Source organism: Spirosoma sp. KCTC 42546 (assembly GCF_006965485.1).
GTDB lineage: Bacteria > Bacteroidota > Bacteroidia > Cytophagales > Spirosomataceae > Spirosoma.
The window spans coordinates 6,088,545-6,103,480 of sequence record NZ_CP041360.1; the positions used below are offsets into that span (position 1 = coordinate 6,088,545).

The following is a 14,936-nucleotide window of genomic DNA, read 5'->3' on the forward strand; positions in this document are numbered from 1 at the left end:
GGATGAACAGGATTGGTTTTACAGAGGCTATCCTGTTCATCCTGTAAATCCTGTCGAAAAATTAATCTGGCTGTGTTGGTAATCTCTCCGACGCACTTTTACGTTTAAGCCGATAAATCAGTCCTACAACAAGGTTATTTTTTCCGGTTGCCGACTGGGGTGTATAAACGCCACTTTCAAACGTAGCTGGGTTATAATTCGTCTGGTTTACCCAGCCAACCTGCAAAATTAATTGCTGATCAAACTGATAGCCGATACCCGCATAAATCCGGTTTCGCTCAAAGGTTGGCCCGATTGGATTCAGGAAAATCTCGTCGTACATCGACAAAAAGGCCGTTTTAGCCGTAACCGTGTGGTTATTGAGTGGCACGAACATATTTAGTCGATAGCGAATCCGGTTTCGATACGGGGTAGTCCCGTCGCGATTATCAAACCACCGCTGTTCTATCCGGTACCGGTGTTCAAACTTCAGCCGGGACAGATACTGATTGATAGTGAATTGCTCCCACAGGCGTTTTTCAATTGTCAGCGGTCCATCCGATAAGGCCTGGTAGTCATAGGTTGCGTATCGACCACCGGCAACCATAACCGAGAAATTCTTGTCTATATCGTAACTGATCCCACCTTTCAGTTCATTGTAGAAATACTGATTAAATACGCCATTACTCCGGGCCTGTACTTCGGCAAAACCGCCCCATTTTTTTTCACCTCCCGGCAACACGAGTGTACCAATTAACCAGGTTCCCCAGGGCGTGGCCGGTGTTAACGATGTTTGTGCCAGACTACGGCTGAGGGTACAAATGAATAAACTGATTGTAAAATAAAACGTGACTCGAAAGCGGTTCACCATTGTATGGTTTGTTACGGTTTGCAAAAGTAGAGCAGATTATGCAGACATTACTATCTGTATAGCACTATTAACAATTTGATAATAATACCTATCCTGCACCTCAGAAATACCTATAAATCAAATCATTACGAAAATTCTACATTCAACCGCTCTGGTTAGATTTTAATTGCCAACTTTGTTCAAATCAGTATTGTGCCCGGAACGTCCGAACTCATTTCTCACCAAACTAGCCAGACATGAAAACACCCTTAGTCCAACAGTTGCGTTTCGCACTAATCCTTTCTCTATGCTTCAGTAGAGTTTTAGCCGGTCCTGCACCTAAGCCAGCTGCCGTTCCCAAATACACGATCGAGCAGTTCATGAAAACCATCCGGTTTGGTGGCTCAGACATTTCGCCCGATGAACAGAAAGTACTTTACAGCAGTAATCAGGATGGTGTGTTCAACCTGTATGAAATTCCGTTCAATGGAACCGGCCAGCCTAAACAACTGACTTCCTCTAAAACCAACGCTATTTTCGCTATTGGCTACCTGCCCGATGGCCGAATTCTCTACAGCAGTGACCAGGGTGGTAACGAACTGAATCACATTTATTTGCGCGAAAAAGATGGGCGCATAAAAGACCTTACTACAGCCGACAAAGCAAAGTTTCAGTTTGGGGGACTGAGTCACGACCGCAAGAGTTTTTTCTATCAATCCAACCTGCGGAACCCGGCGGCTTTTGATCTGTACGAGATGGACATAGCGACCCTGAAACCCAAACTCCTGTTCGAAAATCCGGGCGGTTTCTTCCCCGGCGATGTGTCGCCCGATAAACGCTATATCGCCCTTGCCAAAACGATCACAACGACTAACAGCGATACGTACCTCTACGATTTACAAACCAAAGAAACCAAACTTCTGACGAAGCACACCGGCGACGTAAGCAACGGCCCAGAAGGATTCACGCCCGATAGCAAGAAGCTTCTCATCTCAACTGATGATGGCAATGAATTCTCCTACGTAAAAGCCTATGATCTGGCTACGGGACAAAGCACAGTGCTTGACAAGGCGAATTGGGATATTTCGAGTGATTATCTCTCCTATCGTGGTCGTTACCGCGTGCTCTCGGTCAATAACGATGCCCGTACCGAACTAAAGATTATTGACAACCGTACGAATCAGCCAATCAGTTTACCGGCGCTACCGGGTGGCGACATCACCGGCGTAAACATCACGGACAGCGAAGATCGGATGACCTTTTTCGTCAATAGTTCCAATTCGCCTGCAACGTTGTATTCGTACGATTTCAAATCCGGCAAGGTAACCCCACTGGTCCGTGGGTTAAATCCAGAAATCAATGCGGAGGACCTGGTTTCGGGCGAAGTGATTCGGTACAAGTCGTTTGATGGTATGGAAATTCCGGCCCTGCTCTACAAACCGAAAGATGCCAAACCGGGCGATAAACTCCCGGCGATCTTATCCATTCACGGTGGTCCGGGCGGCCAAACCCGGTTGAACTACTCGCCTTTGGTACAGTACCTGGTGAACAACGGTTATGTGGTTTTGGCCGTGAACAACCGGGGCAGCTCAGGCTACGGCAAAACGTTTTATGCCGCCGATGACCGCAAGCACGGCGACGCGGATTTGAAAGACTGTGTCGAATCGAAGAAGTTTCTGTCCGCAACCGGCTATGTTGACCCACTGAAAATTGGTATTATGGGTGGTTCCTACGGCGGTTATATGACACTGGCGGGCCTGGCATTTACACCCGATGAGTTTGCGGTTGGCGTCGATATTTTTGGTGTAGCGAACTGGATTCGCACCCTGAACAGCATGCCCGAATGGTGGGGTCCCCAACGAGATGCCATGTTCAAGGAAATCGGTCATCCCAAAACAGACTCTGTTGCGCTTTACAACAAGTCGCCGTTGTTTCACACGAACCGGATCAAGAAACCGCTGCTCGTTATCCAAGGAGCCAACGACCCACGCGTGTTAAAGATTGAGTCGGATGAGATTGTGGCGAATGTGAAGAAAAACGGCGTGCCAGTCGAATACGTTACCTTCCCGAATGAAGGGCACGGTTTCGTAAAAAAGGAAAACGAAATTACCGCCAACAAAGCGATCAAAGAATTTCTGGACAAATACCTCCGTGGACCAGGGCAATGATGCCAAACGCAGTTATTGAAGCGTGATGTAGCGTGATGTCAGCTACTTATAGCTGACAAATGAGGTTTCTCAAAACCTACTGTTTGTACCGTTAGGTTTTGAGAAACCTGAGGTGTCGGTTATAAGTAACCGACACCACACCGGCACAGCAAAGTGGTCTCTAGCAGTCGTCTAGAGGCCATTTTTCATTAATTCTAACTGGGTTATCGAAACTGGCAGAACTGGGTTTGACTGATAGGGTTGCAGCGCTAATTGAAACCAGGCTACACTATGCCACGCCCCCATTTTATAACCGATATTCGAGTAGGTTCCAATGTGTTCGAAACCTACCGAGCGATGAAACGATTCGCTTTTGTGATTGGGCAAGGTAATCCCCGCATAGGCATTGTAGTACCCCTGCCGACGCAACAACTCAAACAATCGGGCATACAACTGCCGGGCAATCCCTTGCCTATGGCCATCCGGGTGTACATAAACCGATGTTTCAACAGACCATTGGTAGGCCGTTCGGTCGCGGTGTTTCGATGCGTAGGCGTAACCCAATAATCGCCCGTCGGACTCGGCTACCAGATAGGGAAGCTGCTGCTGAATGGTCTGGACTCGGTCGGTAAATTCTGCCACCGTTGGCACATCATATTCAAACGTAATGGTCGATCCCGTAATGTAAGGCGCATAAATGGCCAGAATAGCGGGGACGTCGGCAGGAGTAGCAAAACGAACGGTCATAGCCCAGGCAAGATAAGAAAACCTTACCAACGAGCCGTCGGCAGACTAATTTCATATGCCATATCTTGGAGATATGGCATATGAAATTAGTCTGCCGACGGCTCTATTTTGCTCAGTATCTTTTTATCGATGTAGAATGTACCAAATGGAACCAGACAAGCGAGCAATACCTTCCAGGTCGTAGTTTTAAATTTCCACTGGTACTCAACGCCGACACTTATCGTATTGAAAACGAACAGTAAAAACAGTACGCCATGCACGGGCCCGATTGCTTTCACGAGGGTCGGATCGCCAAACATGTGTTTTGCCGGAACGGCAATACCGATCAACAGCAGTAACGAAATACCTTCTAAAAGGCCAAGGAGCCGCAACCGGCCAATGTTTGTAGTGAGGAAGTTTTTCATGGTTAATAGGATCGAAAATAAGGTCGGGTCGCCAGGGGCGAGAATGGCCACGGAATGGCGATAAAGATGATGAACAACGCAATGGAAAACCAGATCAACATCGTCCTGAATTTCTCATGATCGGTTGGCCGACGCTTTGCCAGGGCAGAACCAACGGTCAAAATGACCACCGAAACAAGCATCAGCAGGATATGGATGAGTCCGAAAAATGCCGTGTCGATATGGCCAATTTCGCCTTTAGCATTAGCCCAAAAGTACTTAATAACCGGACTCGTGAAGTAGAGTGTGAAGCCTATTACTAACTGAATGTGAGCAATCGTAGCCGTCCAGTGACGCACTGAATTATCCGTCTTCGTAAATACAGTACCTGATCTATAACCTCGGTACGCCCTTACAATGGCATAGACCAAACTTAACAAAACCAACCAGCGAAACAGCGAATGGGCGACCAATAAAGACGAATACATATTCCTGTCAGTACGATAGTGGCCCGCCTGTTTAGCAGTCCCTATTCCATAAAAAAGAGTCCTGCAAAGGTCACGGTTATGGCAAAATCAGGCTAGGACTAACAACGCGACTTTTAGGACGTTTCAATCATCTTACGAAACGCTACGGGCGTAATACCCTCCTGTTTTTTGAACAGCCGACTAAAGTAGGAAGGGTCAGCCAGGCCAATTTCAGTAGCTATTTCACTGATCGACAACTTACTTTGATACAGCAGCACTTTTGCTTCCAATACAATGGCTTCGTCGATCCATTTGGTAGGCGATTTTCCTGTAATTGTCCTGACTGCTTTATTCAGGTGGTTTGGCGTGATATTCAATTCGGATGCGTAATCGGTTACACGATGGCTGGTTTTGATCCGATCGACCAATAGTTCTCTAAATCGGTTCGCAATACCCACCGAATGAGTTTGTGTACTGGCCGAAACTGGTTTATATACCCGGTTCACCTCGCACAGTAATGCAATAAAATACGACTGAATGATGTCCAGGTTCGCCAGGCCATTCTCTGAATAATCGAGCAAGATTCGTTTAAGCAGACGACGGACAAATTTTGAGGTCTGTTTATCCAGTTGAATACGTGGATTACCCCAAACCCGCAGAAACTCGAAGTCTTTGAGCAACTCGTTTTTACCAAATTTCCCGATCACAATGTCGTCGTGAAAATTGCACAGATAGCCGTGATTTTCATCAACGTTATTGAACGAATACACCTGGCCAGCGGGCACAACTAAACACTCATTCTTGAAAATCGTGTAGGTTTCACTACCAATCGTCATTACCGCTTCGCCATCGGTGAGGTAAATAAACGTATGCGTTGTGGAGCGAATAGGCGGAACCGGAAGCTTGATCAGGCGAATCAGTTCCTCAACTTTTACGATAAAGAACTTCCCGAAATCGGACTTTAAAATAGCATCCAACTGCTGTTCGGGCTGCATATACGCATCCCGAAATGTTTCTGTACTGTAGATTCGTATGTTAGTTTTCGGCACCCCTATTGATGAATTAAACCTCCGCCAGTAACCACTGTGCAATCAGGAAATACACGCCGATGCCAATCAGGTCATTGGCCGTTGTGATAAACGGCCCTGATGCCACCGCCGGATTAATTCCGATTCGATTAAGCAACAACGGCGTAACCGTCCCCATAAACGAAGCCAGTAACACCACTGCCAGCAACGACGTTGCGACGACAAAAAATAGCCGTGGCTCGCCAATAATGAAGGTATAGGTACCCGCAATCAGGCCTACAACCAGTCCGTTAATGATCGCCACTAGCAGGGTTCGTACGAGCCGCTTTGCCATGGTCATGCTCAATCCAGTTGTATCTGTCAGGCTTTGCAAAATCAGGGACGACGTTTGAATACCCACATTCCCGCCCGTTGAGCCAATAATGGGAATAAACGCAGCCAGGGCAGCTACTTTCCCTAATTCACTCTGAAAACCATTGATAACGGTTGCCGCCAACAGGCTCCCAACGGCACCCGCTACGAGCCAGGGAAGCTGTACTTTCGAGCGCTGCCAAACGCTATCGTCCTCCTCTACTTCGCCCGATAAACCCGAAATAACCTGAATATCTTCTTCAGCCTGTTCAGTAATTACGTCGACCACGTCATCAATCGTAATCCGACCAAGCAGGCGCTGCTGCACGTTCACGACCGGAATGGCGTCCAAATCGTACTTCTGCATCAACTCGGCCACTTCGGCAACAGGTCGATAGGTTTCGACAAAGACAACATCGTCGTCGTAGAGGTCAGCAATTTTGGCGTTTTTGCGAGCCAGCACGATCTTCTTCAGCGATATCAACCCAAGCAGTTTGCCTACTTCATCGACCACATAAACGGCATAGACATTTTCGACATCTTCGGCTTGCTGGCGGATTTCTTCGATGCAGGCATTGACCGTCAGGTTGACGCTGATCTTGATCAACTCCTTCTGCATCAAACTACCTGCAACGCCGTCTTCATAATGCAGTAAATCCAGGATAAAACGGGCCTGCTCCCGATCTTCCAGAAACCCAATAACCTCTTCCCGCACCTGAATAGGCTGCTCATTCAGCAAATCCACGGCATCGTCGGAATCCATCTGGTTAATGAACGGAGCCAGTTCTTCCGACGTAAAAAGTTTGAGCAGGTTGGTTCGTTCAGTAGGGTCGCTATTGGCCAGGATTTCGGCCCCAACCGATTTATCCAGCAGGCTTAGCAGATAATGCGCTGATTCGGGCTCCAGCTCGTCCAGAATCCCCGAAATATCGGCCGGAAACAACTCCTCCATCTCAGTCCGCAGCAGCTTCTCATCGCTCGCTTCAATAGCCGACTGAATATGATCGAGATAGTCTTTTGTGAGTTCGAAAGTCATTGGGTAAGGGGGAGAAATGGGAGGAGCGGGAGTAAAGGGAGAAAGGTTTGCAACGTTCCTCCTCCCTTTACTCTCGCTCCTCCCTTTCCTCCGTCATAAGCTTTGTTAATTCCACAAACTGCGCTACGCTTAATTGCTCGGCGCGTTTATCCATGAACGGACTGGCGAGGGCAGCTTCGGGTGGATTTAGGGGTTTCAGGGCGTTACGAAGCGTTTTCCGTCGCTGACTGAATCCATGCTTTACCACCTGCGTAAATTTGCGTACATCGCAACCGAGGTCTGTTGTGGCATTTCGCCGGAGGGATAAAACACCCGAAAACACTTTTGGTGGCGGATTGAACACCGTCGGGTCGACGGTAAATTCATACTTAATATCGTACCAGGCTTGCAGCAATACGCTCAGAATACCGTAGTCTTTATTGCCCGGCCCAGAGGCCACCCGTTGCGCTACTTCGCGCTGAAACATACCCACAACTTCGGGCACCCGATCGCGCATGTCCAGCACTTTGAACAGAATCTGGGTCGAAATATTGTAGGGAAAGTTGCCGATTATGGCAAACGACTCGGTGCTATCCGGCTGCTTGGTCGGGAGTAAATCGGGGCGGATATTCAGAAAATCGGCGGGTAAAATATGACCTTCCAGCACAGGAAAATTCAGTTTTAAGTAGTCAACCGATTCTCTGTCAATCTCGATCACGTAGGTTTCGAAGCGCGTATCCTGCAGTATAAACTGCGTCAGAACGCCCATACCCGGCCCAATTTCAAGGACTTTCTTGTATTCACCATGGCCGGTCAGAAGCTCAGCAATGCGTTGGGCGATGCTAAGATCTTTCAGAAAGTGCTGACCGAGTTCTTTTTTGGGTTTGACGTACATGGACGGGCTTGTTTTTGATCGTTTCAGCGATCCGGCGCAAAGGTACGGGGCCAGGCGTGAATAATCAGTGTTTACCTGTCACCCTGACTTGCCAATATCCGGATTATTGGTAATATTTACAGACGATCAAGCCTTACTACCCATGAACCCTATCCGCACGTCTTTAACACTAAGTCTTTTTCTTATAACAACTGATTTCCAGGGTTTTGCCCAAACGCCAAAACCCTCAGCGGCTTTTTTCTTTAACCAGTTTCAACAATCTATTTCTCATAAGAATCTTGACTCCGCTTTTTATAATGCGGAGCAACTTGCTTTAGAAAATAAGGCAATTTTGAACTCCCTCCTCCACGATAGCTTTGCCCAAAGCTTTATTACACCTGTAAACCCAAGAGTTGATACAGTCTTTGTTAAACAGCTCCTGGAAAAGCTATATACCGGTAATGTACCTTTACAGCAAGCTGTATATCCATTGTATAAATGGGTAGAGGTAAGAACTAAGATTAGCGATACCGCCAAAATCCACCAATTGATCAATAGTTTTCTAATTGCACAGGCGCGGTCTGAAGAAGAGATAGGAAATCGGATTGATCGCTATTCGCTATTGATATGCAGAACCTTAAAACTACGTCCCGTTTACTCTGCACTGGCTGATACCTTATTTGAACGAACACGCCAACGACTGGAGCACGCTGTTAATGGCGTTTATTATCAAGCCACCGAAGATCGACGTCAACGTACGATCAGAGCCTATTTTCGCTACCTAATGGCGTACACAAACTTAACAAAAGCGAATGAAGCCTTACAACAAAATAAGCTTACCAGGGCGGAATCGTATCTGAAAGAAGCTTCCCTAGCCGGTCCAGATGACACAGATCGGCAAATGAAGTCAGCTTATTTCTACGAAGCTGTATTTCTACTAAATGGGCAGGAAGATTTCCACGCACGTTATGCCAACTTCCTGGTAGCCAAAGGGGATACAGCTAGTGCCGTCGATGTATTGACAGAATTGACACTAGCTGATCCTGGAAATATTGACTTACTCAAAACCTATTACCAGAAGTCTGCTTATTCTAAAACCCCTTTTCAAACCTACTGGACACAACAACTGAATGCCAAATTAAAGCCGACAGAATCATTTCGACTAACTGATTTAGACGGAAAGATTATTGACTATGAGCAATATCGAGGAAAATGGGTACTGATTGATTTCTGGGGCACCTGGTGCAAGCCTTGTGTAGAAGAACTCCCTCGTTTCCAGAAATTCTACAGCGATCTACTGAAGACCGAGCAAAAAAATATTGTCGTTTTTACAGCGGCATCCCGTGATACCGAGCCGAAAGTTCGAGAATTCATGAAGAAACAAGCTTATACCTTTCCCGTTGTTATGGCCAACGACGCTTTTATCAAACAATTCCGCGTAGGTGAATTTCCGACTAAAGTACTTATTACTCCTCAGGGCAATCGGATGAAAATTCCGTTTGGATCAAATTGGGTAGAAAGGATCAAAATTTATTCGGAGAACTGAATTACTCAGAAATCAGTATCCGTTAACTCAAAGTTTTGCTTGACCCGAATTGTGCCGTTCTCCTCCGTGCCGGGGGCATAAATGATACGTTCGGGCTGGAGTCCCTTTTGCACATTACCAATGTCGCGCTTTCGGTTGCCGTTGGCGTCAACAATCAGGCGAACGCGATAGAGACCAGGTTTGAGCCGACCGAAACTGTAGTTTGAGTTGCCGTAAGCCGTTCGAATTACGTTGTACTTCTCATCCAGCAGTTCTACAATGAAATTCTTTCCTGCCGAGCCAAGCGTAGTGGGGCTAACACGACCGGCAATCAGGCCGTAGCTGTCTTCTTCAGCAATTGTATATCGCGCTGAATACCGCGCCATTGTATCGCCCTGAACACTAATAAACGCGCCTTTTTGCAGCCTGAACAGCAGCGTATCGCGCAAATTGGATTGCCGTTTGATAATCAGGCGCGAGTTGTTGTTGCTCCAGGTCAGATCTGCCGCCGTGAGCTTGAGCGGTTTCGTACTATCTGGGCCGATGATGATCAGGTCGGTCTTAAACTGAAAGATCGGCTTGTTAAATACCAGCGTGAATTCCAGATTTTTATCAATGGGTTCGCCCGACGGAGGGTTTATCTGAGCCGTTAGCGCCGTTCTGTTTTTAGCCTTGGTTTTCAGAGGAGAAAAATAAATTCGCTCCCTAAGTTCGGTAACGTTTCCCACGGAGTCCTCAGCCACAATGGTCAGATGAAGCGTATCACCGGCCGCGCGGTTGGCGGGCCGGAAAAGCCGAATCATCTTGGGATTTTCCAGAAACGACACCAGCGTATCCCCGGTGTAAGGCGCCAGGGCGGTCGTGGTGGATGCAACTGGGGTAGCCGTAGCCGTGGTAGAAACTCCTGATGTTGATACGCCCGACGTAGATACAGCTGTTGTCGTTATCGGCTTTCCATAGCGCAACTTATAACTGGCAATGCCACTGCTCAATTCCAGCCCCAGGGTTTCATCGGTACGTTCACGTCGGCTAATGCGCGGCTTCCCATAGCCCCGGAAAGCTACCAGATTCACATCGCTATAGTTGTGGGTAAAGTTTAGGACACTATCCCGGAAGGCCACCCGCTCACCCGGTGTGTTATTTACCAGATTCAGGTCTTTGTCATCGAAGCCGTAGACTTTATACAATCCCGCCTTTACGTTTTCGATGCGAAAGTTGCCACTGCTGTCTGTACGGGCAAAGTACTGCGGACGTTTTCGGTTAATGGGTAGCGTGTCGGTCGAGGCAAACAGGCCCACTACAAACCCTAATAACGGCGTGCGACTTTCGTCATCCACCACGTTGCCTGTCAGAAAAAGGGAGTCGATAACCGGTCCCGTACTGAAAACAACTTTGGTATTTTTGGCAATGTTCCGTTCCGTAATGTCCTTGATCCCATCGGCAAAATCAATGGTATAGGTTGTATTGGGCAGGAACGGCTTATTAAAGTTTAACCGGATACCCAGGGGCAGCGATTTCACGACAAACGTATTGCTGTCCTGGGGCGTAATGGTAATTTTTTGCTGGAGGTTTTCGCTGTTCACGTATTCGTCAAACTCCAGTTCAATCGTTTTCCCCGAGTAGTTCAACTGGCGGGGAGTGGGCATACTGCTCACTAATTTGGGGGCCAGGGTATCTTTCTTACCCCCAGGTGGTTGAGCCACCTGCGCGCAGTTTTGGAGAAGAATCGGGAGAGACAGTAAGAAAATTACGACAAAGTGGCGAAACGTCATGTTGGGGAATTCAAAGTCTGTTCGGTGACACCGAACTACGTATTCAGAACTACAAAGGTAAACGTCCGTTCATCGTTAATCTGTACCGATTGACATAAAATGGGTCGCTGGTTCGTTACGTTCTATAGAAATTTAAGAAAAATTAACCGTTGCATGACCCACCCCCGTTTTTATGTACTAGTACTTCTCGTTGTATCGGCGGGATGGTTATCGGGCTGTTCCAGTTCAGCAGACCAGTTAGACGAGCAAATTAGCGATGCACTGGATGATAATACCATCGACGTAACTGAAGCCGATGCCCTTCGGGTATTTGTAGGACAGGAAAGTAAAGAACTTGGCAAAGATAAAAAGACGGCAGCCCTGCTCACTCCCGATGGTAAGCTCGAAGAATCGGCCCTGCTGGCTTACATTAAACGTAATCGCACCTACCGCAAATTAGCGAAAGAAGGAAAAACCCCTGCCGTCAAGTTGTCGGGTGCGGTGGCTTCGAGTAAACCCATGCGGCTGAAACTCTATCTGGAAGCCAGTGGCAGTATGTTTCCCTACGATGCTCCGGGCGGAAATGGCGCGTTCAAACGTACGCTCAATGATGTGTTGACCGAGTTCGACGCGGTCAATCCGGGTCAGGGGAAGCTATTCGTGGTAAACACCGAAGTTAATGATCTGGGCTTGACACTGCCGCAGTTTTTTAAGGAGAAAAACATCTTTACAGTAGCAAAGACCAAAGGCAAAACTACCAGTACTGACTTCGAGAAGATTTTCACGGATATCCTCAGCAACACCTCCGGCGACGATCTAAGTATTTTAGTATCAGACCTGATTTATTCCGACGCCAATCTGACGGGCATGAGCGCTCAGAAAACCCTGGATGCGGCCAGTTCGCTACTTACAACGGTGTTTAATCCTTACGCCAGTACGCACTCGATGCTGGTGCTGAAATTCAACGCCGATTTTGACGGAACGTATTATAGCTGGAACAACGCCAAGAAAAAGTACACGGGCGAACGTCCATATTACCTCTGCCTGATTGGTCGTAATGAAACCATGCAACGGCTCTACCAGGATCAGGCCTACCAAACCATCCGTCGATTCGATCAGCTACCGGGCTTTTCTGATTCGTGGTTCTTCGGTCGAGATGAGAAAGCTACTACCCCATTCTACAGCATATTGGTAACTGACCCGGCTCGCAAAGGACGTTTCAAACGGTCTGACGACGAAGTGCGTAGTCATGCCAAAGCGGTTCACGCCATTACGGATATTCAGCCTGACGTAACCGACAAAAGCCTGACGATTCCCGTAGCCGTTGATCTGTCGGCCTTGCGGGTGCCAGCCTCGTTGTTGACGGATGCCAGTCAGTATGCCGTAGAGGGGAAAGACAACTTCAAGGTGTCAGCGGTACAAACGTATTCTGGCGCTAATGGAACTACCCATAAACTAGTACTGACGACAGACAAACCCGCGCGAGGTGAGCGTACAGCAACGATTCGGCTTCGTCGGCAGTTCCCCCCCCGCTGGATCGCCAATACCAACACTACCAACGATGCCGCGCCCGATGCCAACTCAACATTTGGCCTTCAGAACCTGTTACAAGGTGTCGAACGTGCTTACAACCCAAACAACCAAACCGAGTATTTTACGTTGACTATTAAGTTAAACTAGGTTTGAGGTTTGTAGCTTGAAGTTTGAAGTTGGCCGAGGCTGGAGAAACGTCAAACCTCAAACTACTAACCTCAAACCTTACTTATCAAACTAATCCCACATGGAAGAATCACTCTATAACTTTTACAATCTGTTTGTTAACGGCAACCTGCTCGAAGATCTGTATCAGGAAGAACTGCTGTCACCACTTACCTGGACGGCTATCGGGCTGGCCTTTGTAGTTGCGTTTGCATTCTACATCTGGCCGTTCAATAAGGTGAGCTTCAGCGGCATGGGCAGCTGGCTGCTTATGGATGGCATAAGCGCGCTATTGTTGTTCATCATTACGCTGGTCACCTGTTACCAAAAAGCGAATCAGGATATCCCGCGCGACGAAGCCGACCCCAATCAGGGAACCTTATTCGATCAGGGCATCAGCGTATTTTTGAGTTACGCCTTCGAAATGGCCTTACTCACCGCTCTCATTTTCTTCATTATCTCCATGGTGATGAAGAATTTCAGTAAAAACGCAAAACACCGGCCCATGCTGTGGCCATCAAAGTAAGTTCCAAGTTTGTAGTCTGATGTTTGAGGCTGGCTGACGCGTCCAGAATCCTGCGTCAGCCAACCTCAAACATCAGACTACAAACGTCAAACCAACAACTATGGCTAAACTATTTGTCTTCGCGATTGGCGGAACGGGTTCTCGGGTGCTGAAAGCCCTGACGTTTTTGCTGGCCTCTGGGGTTAAACTCAACAATACGGATGAGGTAATTCCCATTGTGCTGGATCCTCATGCCACCAACGACGACCTGCTCCGGACCAAAGATTTACTGCGTGAGTACGGCAACATCCGCGCGGCTCTGCAAACCAAACCGACTTCCGGTTTTTTTGGCACTGAGATTAAAACTCTGAACCGTTCAATTGGGGGCAATGCCACCATTGCTGATACCTATGTTTTTGAATTACAGGGGGTTCAACAGGAAAAATTTCGGGATTACATCAATTATGAGGGCTTAGATGGCCCCAGTAAAGCCTTCGCCAGTTTGCTGTTTTCGGAGGAAAATCTGGAAACCAAAATGGATATTGGGTTTGTAGGCAACCCAAATATTGGGAGTACGGTATTGAATCAGTTCCGCTACTCCGATGTGTTTCAGGCCTTTGCAGAGAACTTCGGAGCCAACGACCGGATCTTTATTGTTAGTTCAATTTTTGGTGGAACCGGCGCGGCTGGTTTCCCGATTCTGCTCAAAAATATTCGGGGAGCGCAGGCCATTGGACAGATTCCCAACCCGGCTTTTCTAACCAACGCCAAGATCGGTGCGGTATCGGTGATGCCGTATTTCAGCCTGACCACCAACGACAACAAGCTGATTGATCCGGCTTCGTTCATCGCCAAAACCAAAGCGGCTCTCAATTACTACCAGAAGGGTGTGAACCCATCCGTAAACGCGCTCTATTACATCGGCGACGATCAGACGAAAGCCTATACCTACGACCCCGGCGCAGGCGGGCAGAAAAACGAAGCCCATTTTGTGGAAATGGCATCAGCTCTGGCCATTGTCGATTTCATGAATATAGACGATGGTAGCCTATCGGTCACCAATGGCAAGCCAACGAACCCGGTTTACAAAGAGTTTGGTATCGAGCAGGACAGCATCAGCATTCAGCTGGGCCATCTCGCCAATCCGACCAAGCAACTCATTAGTTTACCCCTGTCCAAAATGGCGCTGTTCAGTACGTATCTGAGCCAACGAATTCGGCAGGCGGCTGGCACGGTTCAGTGGTCAAAGGCCAATCCAACCATTTCGACTTCATTCCTGAATTCTGGCTTTTTCAACAGCGTCAAAAATTTCGATGCGGCTTTCCGGCAGTGGCTGTCCGAAATGCGTGAGAACAAACGTTCGTTTGAGCCCTTCCTGCTCGATGCGGGCAATCTGGGCCATACGGTTCGGGGGTTCGAGCCAAAAAAACGCAGTATTTTCGGTGGGGAATCGGATGTAAAACTGGACATCGTAGACGATTTCGACCAGACGCTCAACAAAACCGCCGAGGGAAAAGCCTACGGCAGCGAAGCCGATAAATTCATTCAGTTATTCTCGGAAGGAACCGACCAGTTCGTCCGCGAGAAACTGCCTAAAGTGATGGACTATTAAAACG

Annotated in this window: 13 protein-coding genes; 5 read left to right on the forward strand and 8 right to left on the reverse strand. The window is 47.9% G+C overall.

Annotated elements, in window-relative coordinates; genetic code table 11:
• Positions 1–61: 61 nt before the first annotated feature.
• A complete protein-coding gene (locus EXU85_RS25130; protein WP_246859239.1) occupies positions 62–874 on the reverse strand; it encodes a DUF2490 domain-containing protein in 813 nt (270 codons plus the stop codon).
• Positions 875–1,086: 212 nt separating this feature from the next.
• On the opposite strand from EXU85_RS25130, the gene EXU85_RS25135 reads away from it, so the two are divergent.
• The gene (locus EXU85_RS25135) at positions 1,087–2,997 is read left to right on the forward strand and encodes a S9 family peptidase (RefSeq protein ID WP_142774726.1); all 1,911 of its coding nucleotides are present in this window, start codon (positions 1,087–1,089) and stop codon (positions 2,995–2,997) included.
• A gap of 171 nt (positions 2,998–3,168) precedes the next feature.
• Here EXU85_RS25135 and EXU85_RS25140 read toward each other — a convergent pair whose 3' ends face one another.
• From EXU85_RS25140 to rsmA, 6 genes are all read right to left on the reverse strand, one after another.
• Complete coding sequence (locus EXU85_RS25140; RefSeq protein ID WP_142774727.1) at positions 3,169–3,723, reverse strand: arsinothricin resistance N-acetyltransferase ArsN1 family B; 555 nt, start codon at positions 3,721–3,723, stop codon at positions 3,169–3,171.
• Positions 3,724–3,809: 86 nt separating this feature from the next.
• Positions 3,810–4,127, reverse strand: coding sequence for a DUF3817 domain-containing protein (locus tag EXU85_RS25145; protein WP_142774728.1), 318 nt, complete (start codon positions 4,125–4,127; stop codon positions 3,810–3,812).
• A 2-nt stretch (positions 4,128–4,129) separates the two neighbouring features.
• Positions 4,130–4,594: a hypothetical protein gene (locus tag EXU85_RS25150; RefSeq protein ID WP_142774729.1), complete on the reverse strand. Its 465-nt coding sequence runs from the start codon at positions 4,592–4,594 to the stop codon at positions 4,130–4,132.
• A 113-nt stretch (positions 4,595–4,707) separates the two neighbouring features.
• Entirely contained in the window at positions 4,708–5,622 is a 915-nt protein-coding gene (locus EXU85_RS25155; RefSeq protein ID WP_210422405.1) for an AraC family transcriptional regulator, read from the reverse strand.
• Positions 5,623–5,635: 13 nt separating this feature from the next.
• Positions 5,636–6,988 (reverse strand): magnesium transporter, encoded by a 1,353-nt coding sequence (gene mgtE, locus EXU85_RS25160; protein ID WP_142774730.1) that lies wholly within the window; start codon positions 6,986–6,988, stop codon positions 5,636–5,638.
• Between the two features lie 67 nt (positions 6,989–7,055).
• Positions 7,056–7,862, reverse strand: a complete 807-nt coding sequence (rsmA, locus tag EXU85_RS25165) for a 16S rRNA (adenine(1518)-N(6)/adenine(1519)-N(6))-dimethyltransferase RsmA (RefSeq protein WP_142774731.1) — start codon at positions 7,860–7,862, stop codon at positions 7,056–7,058.
• A 142-nt stretch (positions 7,863–8,004) separates the two neighbouring features.
• On the opposite strand from rsmA, the gene EXU85_RS25170 reads away from it, so the two are divergent.
• Complete coding sequence (locus EXU85_RS25170) at positions 8,005–9,387, forward strand: TlpA disulfide reductase family protein (protein WP_142774732.1); 1,383 nt, start codon at positions 8,005–8,007, stop codon at positions 9,385–9,387.
• 5 nt (positions 9,388–9,392) lie between these two features.
• Here the strand turns inward: EXU85_RS25170 and EXU85_RS25175 are convergent, their stop codons facing one another.
• Positions 9,393–11,138: an Ig-like domain-containing domain gene (locus tag EXU85_RS25175; protein WP_142774733.1), complete on the reverse strand. Its 1,746-nt coding sequence runs from the start codon at positions 11,136–11,138 to the stop codon at positions 9,393–9,395.
• 153 nt (positions 11,139–11,291) lie between these two features.
• Here EXU85_RS25175 and EXU85_RS25180 point away from each other — a divergent pair, with 153 nt between their 5' ends.
• From EXU85_RS25180 to EXU85_RS25190, 3 genes are all read left to right on the forward strand, one after another.
• Positions 11,292–12,797, forward strand: a complete 1,506-nt coding sequence (locus EXU85_RS25180) for a hypothetical protein (RefSeq protein WP_142774734.1) — start codon at positions 11,292–11,294, stop codon at positions 12,795–12,797.
• 100 nt (positions 12,798–12,897) lie between these two features.
• Complete coding sequence (locus EXU85_RS25185) at positions 12,898–13,341, forward strand: hypothetical protein (protein ID WP_142774735.1); 444 nt, start codon at positions 12,898–12,900, stop codon at positions 13,339–13,341.
• Positions 13,342–13,441: 100 nt separating this feature from the next.
• Positions 13,442–14,932, forward strand: a complete 1,491-nt coding sequence (locus EXU85_RS25190) for a hypothetical protein (protein WP_142774736.1) — start codon at positions 13,442–13,444, stop codon at positions 14,930–14,932.
• Positions 14,933–14,936: the final 4 nt, after the last annotated feature.